The sequence below is a fragment of the Actinotignum sp. usb-actsch-rep-73 genome (assembly GCF_059082735.1).
The window spans coordinates 51,132-67,614 of sequence record NZ_JBHNPV010000074.1 but is presented as its reverse complement, the minus strand read 5'-3'; the positions used below and the strand labels follow the sequence as shown (position 1 = coordinate 67,614).

Annotated in this window: 16 protein-coding genes; 13 read left to right on the top strand and 3 right to left on the bottom strand. The window is 56.9% G+C overall.

The annotated features are described in order from the left end of the window. Positions 1–334: 334 nt before the first annotated feature. The 3 genes from AC5RE1_RS06740 to AC5RE1_RS06730 are packed head-to-tail and all read left to right on the top strand — an operon-like array spanning position 335 to position 2,796. Positions 335–847, top strand: a complete 513-nt coding sequence (locus AC5RE1_RS06740; protein ID WP_006681206.1) for a hypothetical protein — start codon at positions 335–337, stop codon at positions 845–847. Positions 848–865: 18 nt separating this feature from the next. After that, the gene (locus AC5RE1_RS06735; RefSeq protein WP_006681205.1) at positions 866–1,924 is read left to right on the top strand and encodes a quinone-dependent dihydroorotate dehydrogenase; all 1,059 of its coding nucleotides are present in this window, start codon (positions 866–868) and stop codon (positions 1,922–1,924) included. Further along, complete coding sequence (locus AC5RE1_RS06730; RefSeq protein WP_006681204.1) at positions 1,921–2,796, top strand: TrmH family RNA methyltransferase; 876 nt, start codon at positions 1,921–1,923, stop codon at positions 2,794–2,796. Before AC5RE1_RS06735 ends, AC5RE1_RS06730 begins: the two co-directional genes overlap by 4 nt. Before the next feature lie 106 nt (positions 2,797–2,902). Here the strand turns inward: AC5RE1_RS06730 and AC5RE1_RS06725 are convergent, their stop codons facing one another. Then, complete coding sequence (locus AC5RE1_RS06725; RefSeq protein WP_006681203.1) at positions 2,903–3,496, bottom strand: DUF3043 domain-containing protein; 594 nt, start codon at positions 3,494–3,496, stop codon at positions 2,903–2,905. 101 nt (positions 3,497–3,597) lie between these two features. Here AC5RE1_RS06725 and AC5RE1_RS06720 point away from each other — a divergent pair, with 101 nt between their 5' ends. From AC5RE1_RS06720 to trpD, 6 genes are all read left to right on the top strand, one after another. Beyond that, positions 3,598–4,974: a M20/M25/M40 family metallo-hydrolase gene (locus tag AC5RE1_RS06720; RefSeq protein ID WP_179369720.1), complete on the top strand. Its 1,377-nt coding sequence runs from the start codon at positions 3,598–3,600 to the stop codon at positions 4,972–4,974. Then, positions 4,971–5,957, top strand: a complete 987-nt coding sequence (locus AC5RE1_RS06715) for a glycerate kinase (RefSeq protein ID WP_103631889.1) — start codon at positions 4,971–4,973, stop codon at positions 5,955–5,957. Before AC5RE1_RS06720 ends, AC5RE1_RS06715 begins: the two co-directional genes overlap by 4 nt. A 113-nt stretch (positions 5,958–6,070) precedes the next feature. Next, a complete protein-coding gene (erpA, locus tag AC5RE1_RS06710; protein ID WP_006681200.1) occupies positions 6,071–6,424 on the top strand; it encodes an iron-sulfur cluster insertion protein ErpA in 354 nt (117 codons plus the stop codon). 13 nt (positions 6,425–6,437) lie between these two features. Continuing rightward, positions 6,438–7,433 (top strand): FKBP-type peptidyl-prolyl cis-trans isomerase, encoded by a 996-nt coding sequence (locus tag AC5RE1_RS06705; protein ID WP_103631888.1) that lies wholly within the window; start codon positions 6,438–6,440, stop codon positions 7,431–7,433. 119 nt (positions 7,434–7,552) lie between these two features. After that, positions 7,553–7,948 carry a response regulator gene (locus tag AC5RE1_RS06700; protein WP_006681198.1) on the top strand — a complete coding sequence of 132 codons (396 nt, stop codon included), beginning with the start codon at positions 7,553–7,555 and terminating at the stop codon, positions 7,946–7,948. Beyond that, positions 7,945–9,006 (top strand): anthranilate phosphoribosyltransferase, encoded by a 1,062-nt coding sequence (gene trpD / locus AC5RE1_RS06695; protein ID WP_179369719.1) that lies wholly within the window; start codon positions 7,945–7,947, stop codon positions 9,004–9,006. Before AC5RE1_RS06700 ends, trpD begins: the two co-directional genes overlap by 4 nt. 149 nt (positions 9,007–9,155) lie before the next feature. On the opposite strand, the gene AC5RE1_RS06690 is transcribed toward trpD, so the two are convergent. Next, positions 9,156–9,902: a 3'-5' exonuclease gene (locus AC5RE1_RS06690; protein ID WP_285067317.1), complete on the bottom strand. Its 747-nt coding sequence runs from the start codon at positions 9,900–9,902 to the stop codon at positions 9,156–9,158. 49 nt (positions 9,903–9,951) lie between these two features. Between AC5RE1_RS06690 and AC5RE1_RS06685 the strand changes: the two genes are divergently transcribed. The 3 genes from AC5RE1_RS06685 (at position 9,952) to AC5RE1_RS06675 (ending at position 13,537) form a co-directional block, all read left to right on the top strand. Then, complete coding sequence (locus tag AC5RE1_RS06685; protein ID WP_006681195.1) at positions 9,952–10,770, top strand: lysophospholipid acyltransferase family protein; 819 nt, start codon at positions 9,952–9,954, stop codon at positions 10,768–10,770. 125 nt (positions 10,771–10,895) lie between these two features. After that, positions 10,896–12,113: a pyrophosphate--fructose-6-phosphate 1-phosphotransferase gene (locus AC5RE1_RS06680; protein ID WP_103631887.1), complete on the top strand. Its 1,218-nt coding sequence runs from the start codon at positions 10,896–10,898 to the stop codon at positions 12,111–12,113. Between the two features lie 8 nt (positions 12,114–12,121). Continuing rightward, positions 12,122–13,537, top strand: coding sequence for a class II 3-deoxy-7-phosphoheptulonate synthase (locus AC5RE1_RS06675; RefSeq protein WP_285084218.1), 1,416 nt, complete (start codon positions 12,122–12,124; stop codon positions 13,535–13,537). 369 nt (positions 13,538–13,906) lie between these two features. Here AC5RE1_RS06675 and pknB read toward each other — a convergent pair whose 3' ends face one another. Then, complete coding sequence (gene pknB, locus AC5RE1_RS06670; RefSeq protein ID WP_103631885.1) at positions 13,907–15,949, bottom strand: Stk1 family PASTA domain-containing Ser/Thr kinase; 2,043 nt, start codon at positions 15,947–15,949, stop codon at positions 13,907–13,909. 120 nt (positions 15,950–16,069) lie between these two features. On the opposite strand from pknB, the gene AC5RE1_RS06665 reads away from it, so the two are divergent. Beyond that, positions 16,070–16,420: an Rv2175c family DNA-binding protein gene (locus tag AC5RE1_RS06665; RefSeq protein ID WP_006681191.1), complete on the top strand. Its 351-nt coding sequence runs from the start codon at positions 16,070–16,072 to the stop codon at positions 16,418–16,420. The last annotated feature ends 63 nt before the right edge of the window (positions 16,421–16,483 follow it).

Genomic DNA, 16,483 nt, shown 5'->3' with positions numbered 1-16,483 from the left:
CGGTGATGACTGTTCATCACCGGCCACCGCCTTTATTGCATTCCACCCGAGTTTTGGATTAATACCCAAGGGGGGCTGATGCCCGAATTGTGTGTCTTTTTCCGGGCGTGTCGGGGTGCTTGAGTGGCCTGCCCAGCCTGTGCGGATATCTAGGGAGCCGTCTTGGTATGTGGGGGTGTAGTCGATGGCGTTGTCGTATTGGCCAGTCCTGGGGAGTTATCCACAAAAGTGATGAAGGGGCACTTATCCACAGAAGCGAGGGAATGAAGATGCGCCCTCAGCCGGTTCGGCGTTCAGTAAAAGCAGTCGTTTTCAACGAAGAAAGGATTGCATGATGACGCTGAATACTCTTCAACCAATGTCGGGCTATGAGGGACTGTACGGTCCACGCCATTGGGTTCACGAAACGGGGCTCTATGAACTGTTATCGCCCTATATGTGTCTTCCCGCTTTGAGCGATGATTTTGCACGTTTTGACATGATCGGATCCCACGTTGCTGGTGAGCTTCTGTCCCTGCTTCCCAAAGCAAACCTGGAAGAATCACAAAACTCCGGACCACAGGTGTGTGACCTATTGAAAGCGTGCGCGAACAATCGGGGAGTCTATTTGAGCGGATACGTTGTGTGTGCACCTCGTTTTGACGAACGGATCAGCATTGATGGAATCTATCTTCCTTCCACACCCGACTGCTCTGCGCAGGCTCCATATGCACGTTCGTTGGCGTTATGTTGGCCGATTCTTCGTGAAAAATACGGGCTGACCAGCGCTCAAGGGGATCCTGATGAATTTCTCTTAGTCCCCACCGATTTTCAATCACGAAATGGGTGGTGGATATGGTGGGACTGAAACACATAGGCTTAAGGCATGATCCGTCAGACGTACTCGTGGTTGTTTAAAACGTTCATTTATCGCATCGATCCTGAGATGGCTCATCATTTGGGTATTACTGCCATTGAACATGCAGGAAAGTGTGCACTTACTCGCGGTTTAATGCGAGCGACGATCGGTCACTTTGACGATATCGATGTTGATTCGCTTCCAGAGCGACGCAAGGTTTACATTGGCAGGCGTCTTGTACGTCACCGCCTGGGTCTTGCAGCAGGAATGGACAAAGATGCGTGTGCGGTTCTTGGACTGACTGCTTTGGGCTTCGGATTCGTCGAGGTCGGTACGATCACCCCGAAGGGCCAACCTGGCAATGAGGGACCTCGCTTGTGGCGTCTGATGGAATCTCAGGGTCTTCGTAATCGCATGGGATTCAACAACGAAGGTGCCGATGCTGCGGGTGAGCGCTTGAAGAAACTGCGTTCAACAAAAGCGGGTCGCAACGCGATTGTTGGTGCCAATATTGGGAAAAACAAGGTAACTCCCGCCGAAGAGGCCCCGGCAGATTACGAATACTGCGCTCGCAAGCTTTCACCGTGGGTTGATTTTGTGATCGTCAATGTGTCTTCTCCGAACACTCCGGGGCTTCGCGATCTTCAATCCGTTGATTCGCTTCGTCTGATCCTGCAGGCAGCCCGAAAAGGTTGCGAGGAAGCCACGGACCGTCCGATTCCTCTGTTCGTCAAGATTGCTCCCGATCTGGCTGATGAAGATATCGTCGACATCTGTGCGCTCACGCGCGAACTGGGTGTGGCTGGTGTAGTCGCCACGAACACGACCATCAACCACGATCTGGGTGATGGTGGTGTATCCGGAGCTCCATTGCGTGAGCGTGCCCTGGACGTTGTACGCCTTGTTGCCTCGAACCTCGATGATGAGCAGATCCTGATCGGAGCCGGCGGAATCTTCACTTCGAACGATGCGCGCGCCATGCTGAGTGCAGGTGCCGATCTTGTCGAAGCCTTCACCGCGTTCATCTACGAGGGGCCATCATGGCCGGGTGAAGTGAACAGGGAATTGGCGAAGGTGCGTCCGTGATTATTCCTCTTCAATCGGCTGATCTTGACCAAGATCCTCGTCTGGCCGATTACACGAAGCTGAAAGACGTCAAGCTTCGTGCCGCTCTTGAACCCGAACGCGGACTCTACATGGCAGAGTCAACGAACGTGATTATGCGTGCCCTAGAAATCGGTCATCATCCGCGGTCATTCCTTATGGCTGAAAAATGGATGAGTGATCTTGCTCCGCTGATCGAGAAGGCAACGGGGTCGCCCGACGGGGCAGACATCCCGATTTTCATGGCGGACGAGGCTCTTTTAGAAACCATCACCGGTTTTCATCTGCATCGAGGCGCATTGGCAGCGATGCAACGCCCGGTCTTGGAGTCAGTCAGTGATCTTTTGAAAACTGCCCGTAACGGTGAGCCAGCACGTCGCATCGTCATTCTTGAAGACCTCGTTGATCACACGAATGTCGGTGCAGCTTTCCGGTCCGCGGCCGCTCTTGGCGTCGATGCCGTTCTGGTGACGCCCAGTTGCGCTGACCCGCTCTATCGGCGATCGGTTCGAGTCTCAATGGGCACGGTCTTTCAAGTGCCGTGGACTCGCATGGAAAAGTGGCCCGCAATGGATGAACTGCACGATGCTGGCTTCCACGTTGCAGCACTCGCACTGTCTGACGACTCAGTCAGCTTGGACGAGTTTGTTGAATCCGATGCCTGCACCGTGCCAGACGCCAAGATCGCGATGGTCATGGGAACAGAAGGCGACGGATTGAAACCGCGCACTATCGCGAACGCCGACACCGTTGTGCGTATTCCAATGGCTGGGGGAGTCGACTCGCTGAACGTCGCAGCAGCCTCCGCAGTCGTATTCTGGGCAACTCGCCATGTCGGCCAGGTGGCCTCGTAAAACACGAACGAGGAACCACCATACGCAATCGGCGAAGTGGCAGAAGCGATACTAAAAAGTCGAGGCCAGCGGGCGTGACCTCGACTTTTAAGCGGAAGTAACCGGGTTACTTGATCTTCTTTTTACCCGGGAATTCACCACGCGCAACCTGCGGACGAGGGCTACGCCAACGGCGAGCCATGATCATGCGCGAGAAGCAGTAGTACCACGAACGCGCTGCAATCTGATCGTTCGGGTAGCGCTCGCCGATGCGACGCTTCAGCGTGCGCCACACAACAACGCCTTCGATGATTGAGATCAGGAATAGGCCGTAGAGCGCGACAGTCACCGAGATCATCATGATGCTTGTGACGTTAGCTGGAAGCGAACGGATCAGGGAAACCCCCATCATCGCGATCAGGAAGATCACCATCACGGGAAGAAGGAACTCAGAGAACGACCAGCGTGCATCGACGTAATCGCGGATGAAACGACGCACGCGACCCTTGTCTCGGACGGGCAGGTAGCGTTCGTCGCCGGTCTCCAATGCCATCTGCTCACGCTTGAACTGCGCATCGCGCTGGGCACGTGCCTGACGCTTTGCTTCCTTACGATCAGCGGGAACCAGCGGGTGAGAATTACGCGCCTGAGCGTCCTTCCTCTTCGGAGTGGGACGTCCCTTCTTGCCGGTCGTTTCGTTTTGCTTTTCGGCTTCGGACACCTGTAATCCCCTTTGAATGCCAGTGATGGGTGCATGAAATACGTACACAGGCTAACTGATGAAAGCGCCAAAGGCTCATTTCGTCCAGTAATGTAAGAGTCATGTCTGAAACATCTGCACTCGCGCCGTCGCGAGATGAACTCAATTCTTTGCTCGATTCCTCCTTCGATTCTTTCCTTGATGAATTGAAGACTTTGGTTGCAATTCCTTCGGTTTCTTCCGATCCTGCGCACCAGGAAGACCTGGCTCGTAGCGCCGCACACGTGTGTGAGCGCTTCGCATCGCTTGGTTTTGACGCTGAGGTTCTTCGCGTCACCATGCCCGAAGGCGTGGAAGGTAAGCCCGCCATCGTGGCGACCAGCCCGAAGGTTGAGGGCGCACCGACGGTTCTGCTTTACGCTCACCACGATGTTCAGCCGACCGGCGATGTGTCCCGCTGGGCATCTGACCCGTTTGTTGCCGAGGTTCGCGGGGATCGCATCTACGGTCGAGGCACCTCGGATGACGGTGCCGGCGTCATCGTTCACTTCGGTGCGATGTCGCTGTTGAAGGATCGCCTGCCGGTGAATGTTGTTGTCTTTATCGAAGGCGAAGAAGAAATCGGTTCCCCGTCGTTTACGACCTTCCTTGAAACCCACAAGGACAAGCTGAAGGCTGACGTCATCGTCGTCGCCGACTCCGATAACTGGAAGGTCGGCGAGCCCGCCGTCACCTCGACCCTGCGTGGCAACTCCGTGTGCACCGTCGACCTGACTGTCGCTGACCACGCGGTTCACTCCGGTATGTTCGGTGGCCCGATGCTGGACTCGGTGACCTGCGCTGCCATGCTTATCTCGTCCCTGTACGACGAGAAGGGCGATCTGGTTGTCGAGGGTCTTGGTGGCTCCGATAAGGCTGACGTGGATTGGCCAGAAGATGAGTTCCGCGCAGCGGCTGGCCTGCTTGACGGCGTTCAGCTTGCCGGTAGTGGCGATCTGGCCGCCCGCGTGTGGACCAAGCCCAGCGTTTCCGTCATCGGTTTTGACGCGTGCCCCGTGTCGAACTCGTCGAATACGATAGCTCCGCACACTCGCTTCCGCCTGTCGATGCGCGTCGTCCCGGGCAAGGATCCGGTTGAGGCCATGGATCGTCTTATCGAGCACCTCGAGTCGCACGCACCGTTCGGCGCCCACCTTGAGATCACCCGCAACGAAGCCGGAAACGGCTACCAAGCGGATATGGATTCACCCGTCACGAAGCTTCTGCACGAGGCCCTGTCGGATGCGTGGGGCGTGAAGTCTGTAAACATTGGTGTGGGTGGCTCGATCCCGTTCATCACCGACTTCCAGCGCCTGTTCCCTCACGCTCAGGTGGTCGTGACCGGCGTTGAGGATCCGCTCACGAACGCGCACTCCGAAGACGAGTCGCAGTCGATCCCGGACCTGCGTGCAGCGATTCTTGCTGAAGCACTGCTCCTGACGCGTCTGCCCCAACTGTGAGTTCAACACTGGTCATCGCCGGGCACTGGACCGGCGGTGACCCCGCATACCCGTCAACGCTGGCTGCTTTACATGCCTGCGCTGACGGGTTTAGCGCGCGCAAACCCGACTGGAATATTCGCCTTGTTCCTTTTGGAGCTGGCGTTGCCTTCACCGAAGCACTCGCGCAAGCGCAGGCCACCGGCTGGGCACCGATCGTCGTTCCCATCCACGAAGAATCCACGTTCGACGCGGGCCAGCGCACGCTCGATGCCCTTGACGGCGGGCTCACCCCGCTTATTGAAGGCGCCCATTCGATTGACGTTGACTGCGGATTCGGGTTTTTGAGCGCCCTATCCAACGTCGATTTGAGCGATGGTCCGGATCTTGAAGACCGGCTGCGACGTGCGCTCGATACTGCCCGCGCCACAATCGCCGGTCGTGATGTGGTGGTCGCGGCCTCGTCGATGAGGCCACTGCTGGGACTGTCATCCGTGCTGGCGCTCGGCGTCGACCTTGAGGCGCGCACATCGCAAAACCTTCAGCTCACCTCGATGCTGACCCGTGTTCTTTCAACGAAAGCGAAGCGTAACCTTTTGTCGTCCCCCATGGGGGACGAGGCCGCTCCCACCAACTGGGGCACGGCTCCCGGATCCGGTGCAGCCGGTGGAATCGGCGCGATTGTCGGTGCACTGGGGGGACGAATTGTTCCCACAGGCCAATTCTTGCGTGCCATTTGCGACCTTGATTCTGCGCTCGCAGATGCGAACCTCGTCATCGTCGCCGAACCGCGCCTACATTCACCGTCGCTCGCTGACGCATCACTGGATGTGATCACGGACGTGGCAGGGCTTTACGCTTTACCGGTCGTGGCACTCGCAGCCGAATCATCACTTGCCGCGCACGAACGTGCCCAGTGGGGTCTGCATGGGCAATTCCTTACCGATGGGGCGCTCACCCTGGGTGAAGCTGGAGAACGAATCGCGCGCACGTGGGCGCGATAGTCGGTTAGTTTTCTCACCCGTAGCGTCCACGCGCGCCCCTGCCGTGGCACAACGCGACGAACGCACGTACTCTAAACAATTGTTAATGAGTTTTTTCAAACGAATGGAGCATCATGTCTGACACCGGCATCGAAGCACCCGCACACGAAGTGACGTTGACGGACGTTGCAGTAGCCAAGGTGAAGAGCCTGCTCGAACAGGAAGGTCGCGACGACCTTCGCCTGCGCATCGCCGTTCAGCCCGGTGGTTGCTCCGGCCTGATCTACCAGCTCTACTTCGATGACCGTTTGCTCGACGGCGACGCCGTGCGCGACTTCGACGGTGTTGAGGTTGTCGTCGACCGCATGTCGGTTCCGTACCTCACCGGTGCAACGATCGACTTCGCAGACTCGATCGAACGTCAGGGCTTCACCATCGACAACCCGAACGCGCAGAACACCTGCGCATGTGGTGAATCCTTCCACTGAGCCGAAAGCAAACATGAAGATTATGCATAAGGCGGCTGCAGCCGTCCTCACCATCACCGTTTCCCTTGGTCTAGTAGCGTGTGGTTCTACTGACGCCCCGCAGTCTGCCTCACCCCAATCGGGCACATCAATCCCCGAGGTTGAACGTGACGGCGACTTCAACTTCCCGGCAACAACGGGCGGATACGGTGAAGACACTGAAATCTCCGCCGGCGAAGGCGACGCTCCGACCGACAAGGTCTACGTCAAGACCCTCGTTCAAGGTGACGGCGCTGAAGTTCAGCTCACCGACACCGTCTACGTCAACTACGAGCTCGCTCTCTGGGACGGCACCAAGGTTGAGTCCTCCTTCGAAACCGGTAAGCCGATCGCTTTCGCTCTGAACCGGGTGATCCCCGGATGGACCTACGGCCTGGCGACCCAGCACGTTGGCGACCGCGTTGAGCTGGTTGTTCCCGCAACCTGGGCGTACGGAGACAAAGATTCCGCATCGATTCCCGCCAACTCCACGCTGATTTTCGTTGTCGACCTGCTTGATTCCACATCGAACGTTTCTATTGATGAGGAAAGCCTGAAGAACGCTACCGCTACCGGTAACGAACTGCCCGCCGGCATCAGCGTTGAAGGTGCCCCAGCGGTCGAACCTACTCTGTCCTTCACCGAAGGAAGCGCTACCCCCACCGAAGATGCATCGATTGATATCTACACCGGTATCGGTGAGACCATCGAAGACGGCGACATTGTTCTCTATCGCGGTTTGGGGGCCCCGTTCGGTGATGCCTCTCAGATCCAGTCGACGTGGTCTGACACCACAAACAAGTACACCGCAGATGCTGCCGACCTGAAGGTGGTAGGGAAGACTGTTGGTACTCGTTTCCTGTACATCGCCGGTGCAAGCGCAGCTGCTCAGCAGTCTGCCCAGTCCGGTGCTCAGTCGGACTCAACGCAGACGATCACCCCGAAGGTTTTCGTTCTGGACGTTATCGGAGTGATGAAGGCACACCGATAGTCTGACGCAACTCGTTTGAGTGGGCGGTTCACCAAGCGGTGGATCGCCCACTAGCGCATACAATAGACCCGGTTAAAAATTTCGAGGCCGTACAGGCATCCAACCATTGGGAGAAGATCGTGAGCGAAATGACCGCACGCATCCTGGTTTTTAGCGCCGACATTGATAAGCGCCATGCTGTTGTCAACGGTGTTGGTATCCGTGCTGCGAAGGATCTGCCGACCATCGAATGGTCCGAAGCTGCAACCCCCTTCGGCACCAAGGAACTGGTGGAAAACAACGATTTCGATCTTCTGATCCTCGATGCTGAAACCACCAAGGAAGGTGGTATGTCCGTCGCTCAGGAACTGAAGAACACGGTAGAGAAAGTTCCGCCGATCATCTTCCTGACCGCACGCCAGCAGGATTCCTGGCTTGCTACCTGGGCGGGCGCTGCGGCAACTATTTCGGATCCCCTTGATCCGATCGAGCTGCAGGAAACCGTTGCAGACCTTCTGCGCAAAGCGCGCCAGTGAGTCAATCTTTCGAATGGGCTCGACTGATCGCCGACATCATCTCGGGTAAGGACCTGGATTACGACAGCTCCTACTGGATGATGGACCAGGTGATGAGTGGTGAGCTTGGCGAATCACGCCTGGCATCCTTCCTGACCGCTATGGTCATCAAAAAGCCAACGGTGTCCGAGATCCGTGGTCTTGCCGACGCTATGCAGGACCACGCGGTCAGCGTTGACCTGCCCACCGACGCTCTTGATATTGTCGGTACGGGTGGTGACGGCTACAAGACCGTCAACATTTCGACCATGTCAGCAATCGTTCTGGCCTCCCTTGGTACTCCGCTGATCAAGCACGGTAACCGCGCCTCGACCTCCCAGTCGGGGAGTGCCGACGTGATGGAAGCCTTGGGTGTGAACCTGAACCACGAGACCGAGCACATGCGCGAGATCTTCGATGAACTGAACATCGCGTTCCTATTCGCGAACAAGGTTCACCCGTCGATGCGTTTTGCCGCTCCAGTTCGTCGTTCCTTGGCGTTCCCGACAGCATTCAATATTCTTGGCCCGCTGACGAACCCCGCGAAGGTGACCTCGAACGCGATCGGCTCGTCGAATCCGACGAATGCTCGCCTGATGGCCGGCGTTCTTGCTGATCGTGGCGCGTCTGCTCTGGTGTTCCGAGGCAAGGAAACCGGCTTGGATGAACTCTCTACGGTTGACGTGAATGAGATCTGGGAGATCCGCGACGGCGAAGTCACTCATAGCGAGTTCGACCCGACCGAACACTTCGACATGGATCCTGCAGCAATCGGAGACCTTCGCGGTGGCGACCCAGACGATAACGCTGTTGTCGTCCGAGAAATCCTGCTCGGCGGTGGCCGAAAGGCTGTTCGTGACGCGGTTGCGCTGAACACCGCGGGTGGTTTGATCGCATACGGCAAGGCTCAGGGCGTGCGTCCTGGCGATGGCTCGCTGGTCGAGCGTTTCGGCGTTGGTATCCAGATGGCACGCGATGCCATGAATGATGGTCGTGCCATGAATCTGCTGAACCGCTGGATCGAACTCGCGTCAGCCTGAGTTGTGCTCATCGTGCACCTTGGTGCGATGAAGAATGTACGAGGCCGGGCGGACAATATCAGGTGTCCGCCCGGTTTTTCGGTTCTGTCGCCTTACCTTGTGGCTTTGTTAAGGGGAAAGCTCAATGATGTGCCTCGTACCCCGACGTGCTAGTAGGCACTCAACTCTTCGCCTGGCGTCGACAAGAGAGCAATATCGTCGCTGCTGGTCACTCCCATGTCTTCGAGTATGCGCGTAAGCCCGTCCAGTACATGCAACGTCATGTAGGAATCAGCCAAAGCACGGTGTGCTTCCACTACGGGAGCATCGAAATAATCGGCTAGAGCACCCAGGCGATGACTGGGAACCTCAGGCTTTGGAAGCAGAATCCTGGCAAGAGTCAACGTGTCGAAATAGGGCAAAGGTCGCCATTTAAGACCTGTCTGCTGGCATGCTCTCAGCAGGAAACCGCGATCGAAAGGAACGTGCTGAGCAACGAAAACCTGCGCGGGCTCACCGTCGTCGATCCACGTCAAGAACTGGGGGAGGACCTGGTCAACAGTCGGAGCGCCCTCCACGTCTTCATCGGTAATACCTGTCAAAGTCGTGACGATTTCAGGGATAGGACGCAGTGGGTTCACCATCGACTGGAAAGTAGAAAGTACCTGGCCACCGTGGACTTTAAGCGCACCAATTTCGGTGATCTGGTCATCGTTGCCAAGCCCCGTCGTCTCAAGATCAACGACAACGTACGTCGTATCAGCAAAAGACAGCCCACTGATTATGGGTGATGCGCCGTCGCGTATCTGACGTGCTTGGCTCAGACACGTGCGCACCTGTGCAACGATATTCGCACGCCTGTCCGTTGAATCTGAGATAGCGTCGTTGCCTGCCAACATATCGCGTGAAGTGGGCATAGAGTTAAGCATAGTTCGTGTTTTCACCTTCGAACCTCGTGGAGGGGCCGTGGCGTTCTACCAAGCATTGAAGGCAACCGGAAGTCCGATCCTGAAGGCGGCATACAAGCCGTGGATTCGTGGCAAAGAGAATATCCCGACCTCCGGGCCGGCAATTCTTGCCTCAAACCACAACGCGGTGTGGGATTCTGTCTTCCTGCCAATGATGCTCGACCGTGAGGTCGTCTTCATGGGTAAGGCCGACTACTTTACGGGTACCGGTGCAAAAGGCTGGGTCACGAAGGAATTCATGCGCGCCGTTGGCACAATTCCCGTTGATCGTTCGGGCGGTCGCGCATCCGAAGGTGCTTTGAAGGCCGGTCTTGACCGCCTCGCCAGCGGTGAACTCTTCGGCATCTACCCCGAAGGAACCCGTTCGCCCGATGGACGTCTCTACCGCGGTAAAACGGGTGTTGCTCGACTTGCTCTGCTGTCCGGAGCCCCAGTTATTCCCGTCGCGATGATCGGCACGCACGCTGCTCAACCGATCGGCCAGAAAATCCCGTCGCGTACCAACATTGGCATGGTCATCGGCGAACCCCTGGATTTCTCCCGTTACAAGGGTCTCCACAAGGATCGCTTCGTCCTGCGCGCCATCACGGACGAAATCATGTACAACCTGATGCTGCTCTCGGGTCAGGAATACGTTGACCTTTATGCAGCAGACGTGAAGGCGAAGCTTGCCGCCGACGGAAAGTTCGACGGCCCGGTTCCCACGAATGGTCGACCCGGCCCCGGCGGGCGTACCGCTCCGATCGTCGAGGTACCTCATCGCCCCGAAGAAGAATCCAGAGAAACGGATCCTCATATGGGTGAAAACGCAGAATAAATGCGTGTGCACGCCCGTCCATGGGACGGGCGACCCCCATACCAACTCCACTGTGGCTTTAAACTAGTGGTGTTTGAGGTGCGTGTCGTCCGACCGCACTTGTTCCAACGCTGAAAGGTGTTTCCATGTCGGTTCGTCGCGTCGCTCTGCTCACCGCCGGTGGCTTCGCTCCGTGTCTTTCTTCCGCTGTTGGTGGCCTCATTGAGCGCTACAACGAAATCGATCCTTCGATCGAGATTATCGCGTACCAGAACGGCTACCACGGTCTGCTGACCGGCAACTTCGTCGTCGTTGACGAAGAAGCTCGTAAGCATGCTGGCGTCCTTCACCGCTTCGGTGGCTCCCCGATCGGTAACTCGCGCGTCAAGCTGACCAACGCGAAGAACCTCGTCGAGCGTGGCCTTGTCGCCGAAGGTGAAAACCCGCTTGAAAAGGCTGCTGAGCAGCTCCGTAAGGATGGCGTTGACGTCCTGCACACCATCGGTGGTGACGACACCAACACCACGGCTGCAGATCTTGCTGCCTATCTCGAAGAACATGACTACCACCTGACGGTCGTCGGCCTGCCCAAGACGATCGACAACGACGTTGTGCCGATCCGTCAGTCCCTGGGTGCATGGACCGCCGCTGAAGAAGTCTCCGAGTATGCACAGAACGTCATCGGCGAGCACCGCTCCAACCCCCGTATGCTGATCATCCATGAAATCATGGGTCGGCACTGCGGTTGGCTGACCGCTGCTGGTTCGCTTGAGTACCACAACTGGCTGAAGACCCAGGAATGGGTTCCCTCCATCGGCCTGTCGCAGGAACGCTGGGACATCCACGCTGTCTTCCTGCCCGAAATGGCACTCGACATCGACGCCGAGGCCAAGCGCCTCAAGGCCATCATGGACGAGCAGGGCAACGTCAACATCTTCCTCTCCGAGGGTGCAGGCGTTCCTGAGATCATCGCTGAAATGGAAGCAGCTGGCGTTGAGGTCCAACGCGATCCCTTCGGCCACGTCAAGCTCGACACCATCAACCCCGGCCAGTGGTTCGCCAAGCAGTTCGCATCCAAGATTGACGCTGAGAAGGTCATGGTCCAGAAGTCGGGCTACTTCTCACGTTCTTCGCGTGCAAACGCTGAGGACCTGCGCCTGATCAAGTCCATGACTGATCTTGCTGTCGAATGTGCTCTCAAGGGCGAATCCGGCGTTATCGGCCACGATGAAGAAAACGGTGACCGTCTGACCGCAATCGCCTTCCCGCGTATTGCCGGTGGCAAACCCTTCGATATTTCTCAGAAGTGGTTCCTCGACATGATGGCCGAGATCGGCCAGGAAGTGAAGCCCGCTGCACAGTGAGTTTTCCTATGAATCCCGGTCGCGGCACGCCACGGTTCGCACAGTACCCGGCGTGCCGCGACCCGGAGAATCTCGTAGCTCCAGAAGCCGGTACGGACGCGCCGTGGGACTCATGGCGTAGCCGTGAAGCCCTGCAACAACCGACTTACCCGGATGCGCAGGCAGTCGAAGACGTAACAACAGCGTTGCGTCGCCAGCCACCGCTTGTGTTTGCTGGTGAAGTGGACGATCTGCGGACCTGGTTGGGAGTTGCGGGACGCGGTGAAGCCTTCGTCCTCACGGGTGGAGACTGCGCCGAAACCTTCGCAGAATCCACCGCTGATCACCTGCGTCTAAAGATTCAGGCGCTTCTTCAGATGGCGGTTGTCCTGACATACGGTGCTTCGCTTCCCGTTGTGAAGATTGGTCGTATCGCCGGACAATATGCGAAACCGCGTTCTTCCGACATGGAGACCCGCGACGGCGTGACTCTTCCGTCGTACCGAGGAGACGCGGTGAATTCCTACGAGTTCACGCCCGAAGCGCGTATCCCGGATCCGGATCGTCTTCTTCAGACGTACCACCATGCTGCGTCGACGCTGAATCTGATTCGCGCCTTCACGAAGGGTGGTTACGCTGACCTGCGCATGGTTCACCACTGGAACCGTGGTTTTACGCAGAACCCCGCATACGCACGCTACGAGTCGTTGGCTGAAGAGATCCACCGCGCCGTCCAATTCATGCAGGCTGCCGGTGTTGACTTTGATTCACTGCGTGACGTTGATCTGTATTCGTCGCACGAGGCACTTCTGCTTGAATATGAGTCAGCAATGACGCGTATCGACTCGCGTAACGGCTTGCCCTATGACACATCTGGTCACTTCTTGTGGGTAGGGGAACGCACACGTGATCTTGAAGGTGCTCATATTGAGCTTCTTGCACGTGTGCGTAACCCGATCGGCGTCAAGGTTGGTCCTACAACGACCCCCGACGATCTGCTTGGATTGATGGATCGATTGAATCCCGAAGGGGAAGAAGGACGTCTGACATTCATCACTCGCATGGGTGCAGGTACGATTCTTGAAAATCTTCCTCCGTTGCTGAGCGCTGCGAAGGCTGACGGTCGCCCCGTCACCTGGATTACCGATCCCATGCACGGCAATACGATCACCGCGTCGACCGGATATAAGACGCGTCGCTTTGAAACGATCATGGAGGAAGTGAAAGGCTTCTTCGATGCCCATGATGAAGCAGGAACCGTCCCGGGTGGCATCCATGTTGAACTGACCGGTGACGATGTCACCGAAGTTATTGGTGGTTCAGCAAAGCTTGACGATGAGTCGCTTCAGAAGCGCTACGAGACCCTGGTGGATCCACGTTTGAACCACCAGCAGTCGCTAGAAATGGCATTCCAAGTCGCAGAGTATTTGCGTCGCGATCTCTAAATCTTAGTCCCGATACAACAAGGCCGTGCCCGCACAAGCATCGTATTGCTTGGCGGGCGCGGCCTTGTTCTGGTGGCTTTGGTCGTCTGTGGCGATGGTGTGGGGGTTGCGGAGCTGGTTTTGTCGCTTCGTATGACGTTGTTGCTCGCGCACGAGGTGCAGGCTGTCGGGTTTTGTCGTGTGAGGCGATGGTGTTGTGGTTGGGTGGGTTTTCTGTTCTCGGCTGCACCTGACGCGACGCTTTTGCTCTGAAATGTGTGGTTGTGTCGCGTGGGGTGTACTTGGTGCGGTCGTGGGGTTGGTTCTAGGTCAGTAAACTTAGAAGAGGGTGGAAGCTGTATCGGTAGAAGCTCTATGCAGAGCTATCGACTACACGATGAAGAGGGTGACCGTCGATCCCTTTTTCACAACCGTGCCAGCACCGGGATCTGTGTAACGCGCGGTCCCGAAGAAGCCACCGAGCACGCGTTGAACCGTGACATTCAGGCCGGCAGCTTCCAAGATTCGTTTCGCTTCAGCTTCCTGCTTACCCGTAATGGAGGGGACTTCAACTGTTTCTGGCCCCTTGGAAACGACATATTCGACCTTGTCGCCCTTATAGAGAGTCGTGCCAGCTGCTGTTGTCTGAGAAATCAAGGAGCCTTCGGCGACAGTGTCCGAGTACTCTTCACTTGGCGACGCGACCAATCCCAGTGCCTCGATCGCAGCCTGAGCATCAGCGCTACTCATCGCCATGAGGTCCGGAACCGTCAGTGGTTCTCGACCCTTCGAGACAACAACATCGATTTTCGTATCGTGGGGGATCGACGTATCGGGATCCAAGGACTGAGAAATGACGATATCCTTGGCAACCTCTTCCGAATACTCTTCGTTGATTGTGCCCACGGCTAAACCAGCATCGGTGAGCACAGTCTCAATCTCAGACTTGTTCTTTCCAACAAGATCGGGCACAGCTCGCATATCGATGCCTTTGGAGGTTGTTACGCGAACCTCTGCGTTCTTGTGAACAGGCTGCCCACCACCGGGATCAGAAGAAATGACGATACCGGATTGGACGGTGTCAGAGAACGCTTCCTCTTCAATCACTCCAAGCCCAAGAGCTGCAAGCTCTGACTTCACGGCCTGTGAGGAACGCCCAGCTGTTTGAGGCATGGTCAAGTATGAGCCGGGGCCATACTCGTTCCACCACCACCAGCCACCTACACCACCGATGATAGAGACGAAGGCAATGATGGCCAGGAACTTGCCGATGAACGAACGGCGATTCTTTTTTGGAGAATGCATCGCTCCTTGCACTCCAGCGGCCTGGACAACAGTGCGGGACGTGGAATGACCATTCGGGGGAAGTGAAGACGTCACACCCAGATGCTCCCAAGTGGCAGTTTCTCCCGCAGAAGAGGCAACCTTTGGTGCAACGTCGGCTCGACGCGCAAGGATCTCTTCCGGCAGTCCACTTTCGACGCGAGCAAGGAGCTCAAGTGCTTCACCGGCGTCTGTTGGTCGCTCATCAGGATTCGTTGCAGCTAACGCTGAAATAAAGTCATCAATTTCGCGAGGCAACCAGCTGACCAGAGCCGACGGCATCGGAATGGGATCATTCACATGATGCGTAGCAATCTGGATAGCGTTTTCGCCTTCCCACGGCACTGAACCCGTGAGCATTTCAAACGCCATGATGCCAACGGCGTAAAGGTCGGTGCGCTGATCAACGTCGTGTGACAGGGCGACTTCCGGAGCAATGTAGGCCACGGTTCCCAGCATTGAACCAGTGGTCGAAAGTGACACTTCAGAGGCCGCGCGTGCTAAACCAAAATCGGTCACGCGAGCAGGCGGATCTGCGGGAACAAGGACGTTTTCTGGCTTGATGTCGCGGTGGATCACACCAACACGATGAGCGGCTCGGAGTGCGTCAAGAACGTCGTGAACGTAGGACAGGGTTTGCCCAACGGTAAAAGAACCTTGCTCGTTTAAGACAGTGCGAAGGGTCGGTCCGTCGATGAGTTCCATGACCAAGAATCCCTGACCAGCAACAACACCCTGATCGAAAACCGAGACGACACCGGGGTGAATAATGCGGGCAGCGGATCGCGCTTCGCGACGGAAACGAGCAACGTAATCCTGTGACTGGGCAAGATGCGGATGCATGATCTTCAAAGCAACCGGGCGCTCCAAGCGTTCGTCTTGTGCCACGTACACGGTTGCCATTCCGCCACGAGCCAGCAGGCGGATTACGCGATAGCGCGAGTCAATAAGCATTCCTAGAAGCGGATCAATCTGGTCGCTCGTAGGGGATGAAAGATCGTTGGGCTCGGGTGATTCAGGTGCAACACGATGCCCTGGTAGGGTCTGCAGGCGTTCAGTCGGCTGCGAACCAGTGTCAGGGGTGCGTCGGTCTGAATCAAAATCGGTCACGTTCGGATTGTATTAGAGGGGCGCCGTAGTGGGCGTACGCAAGACGGCGCGCCATGTGAGTTCGTGCGCTCAGTGCCTCGAGACGAGGCCGGGGGAGCGTTTGACGGCTAGGCTGAGAACATGACCCAGAATGTGGAAACTATTTCGTTTGAAGAAGCCGGTCGTCTGTTGGGCGTCGAAGAACGCCGGATCAAGCAGTTTGTGCGTGATCATGTTTTGTTTGCCGTGAAGGGCGAGAGCGGAAAGCCTGCGATTCCTCGCGAAATCATTGTCTTAGGTGCAAACGGCTGGGAGCCACTGTTCAGCCTTCCTGGCACGCTGACGCTTCTGGAGGACGACGGTTTTACGCCCGAAGAAGCGGCTGCTTGGTTGTACACCGTTCAAGACGAACTCGGTGAAACGCCCATGGAAGCCCTGTTGAAGGGGCGCCACCACAAGGTCAATTCAATCGCCTCAACTCTGGCGTTCTGAGATTATTCCGACCCGCGCTTGAACAAAGAACGAGGCTCGCCATGTGCGTTGCCTCGTTCTTTT

Coding starts and splice junctions, on each gene's coding strand:
- AC5RE1_RS06740 (WP_006681206.1), top strand. CDS start 335: ATGACGCTGAATACTCTTCAACCAATGTCGGGCTATGAGGGACTGTAC.
- AC5RE1_RS06735 (WP_006681205.1), top strand. CDS start 866: ATGATCCGTCAGACGTACTCGTGGTTGTTTAAAACGTTCATTTATCGC.
- AC5RE1_RS06720 (WP_179369720.1), top strand. CDS start 3,598: ATGTCTGAAACATCTGCACTCGCGCCGTCGCGAGATGAACTCAATTCT.
- erpA (WP_006681200.1), top strand. CDS start 6,071: ATGTCTGACACCGGCATCGAAGCACCCGCACACGAAGTGACGTTGACG.
- AC5RE1_RS06705 (WP_103631888.1), top strand. CDS start 6,438: ATGAAGATTATGCATAAGGCGGCTGCAGCCGTCCTCACCATCACCGTT.
- AC5RE1_RS06690 (WP_285067317.1), bottom strand. CDS start 9,902: ATGCCCACTTCACGCGATATGTTGGCAGGCAACGACGCTATCTCAGAT.
- AC5RE1_RS06680 (WP_103631887.1), top strand. CDS start 10,896: ATGTCGGTTCGTCGCGTCGCTCTGCTCACCGCCGGTGGCTTCGCTCCG.
- AC5RE1_RS06675 (WP_285084218.1), top strand. CDS start 12,122: ATGAATCCCGGTCGCGGCACGCCACGGTTCGCACAGTACCCGGCGTGC.
- AC5RE1_RS06665 (WP_006681191.1), top strand. CDS start 16,070: ATGACCCAGAATGTGGAAACTATTTCGTTTGAAGAAGCCGGTCGTCTG.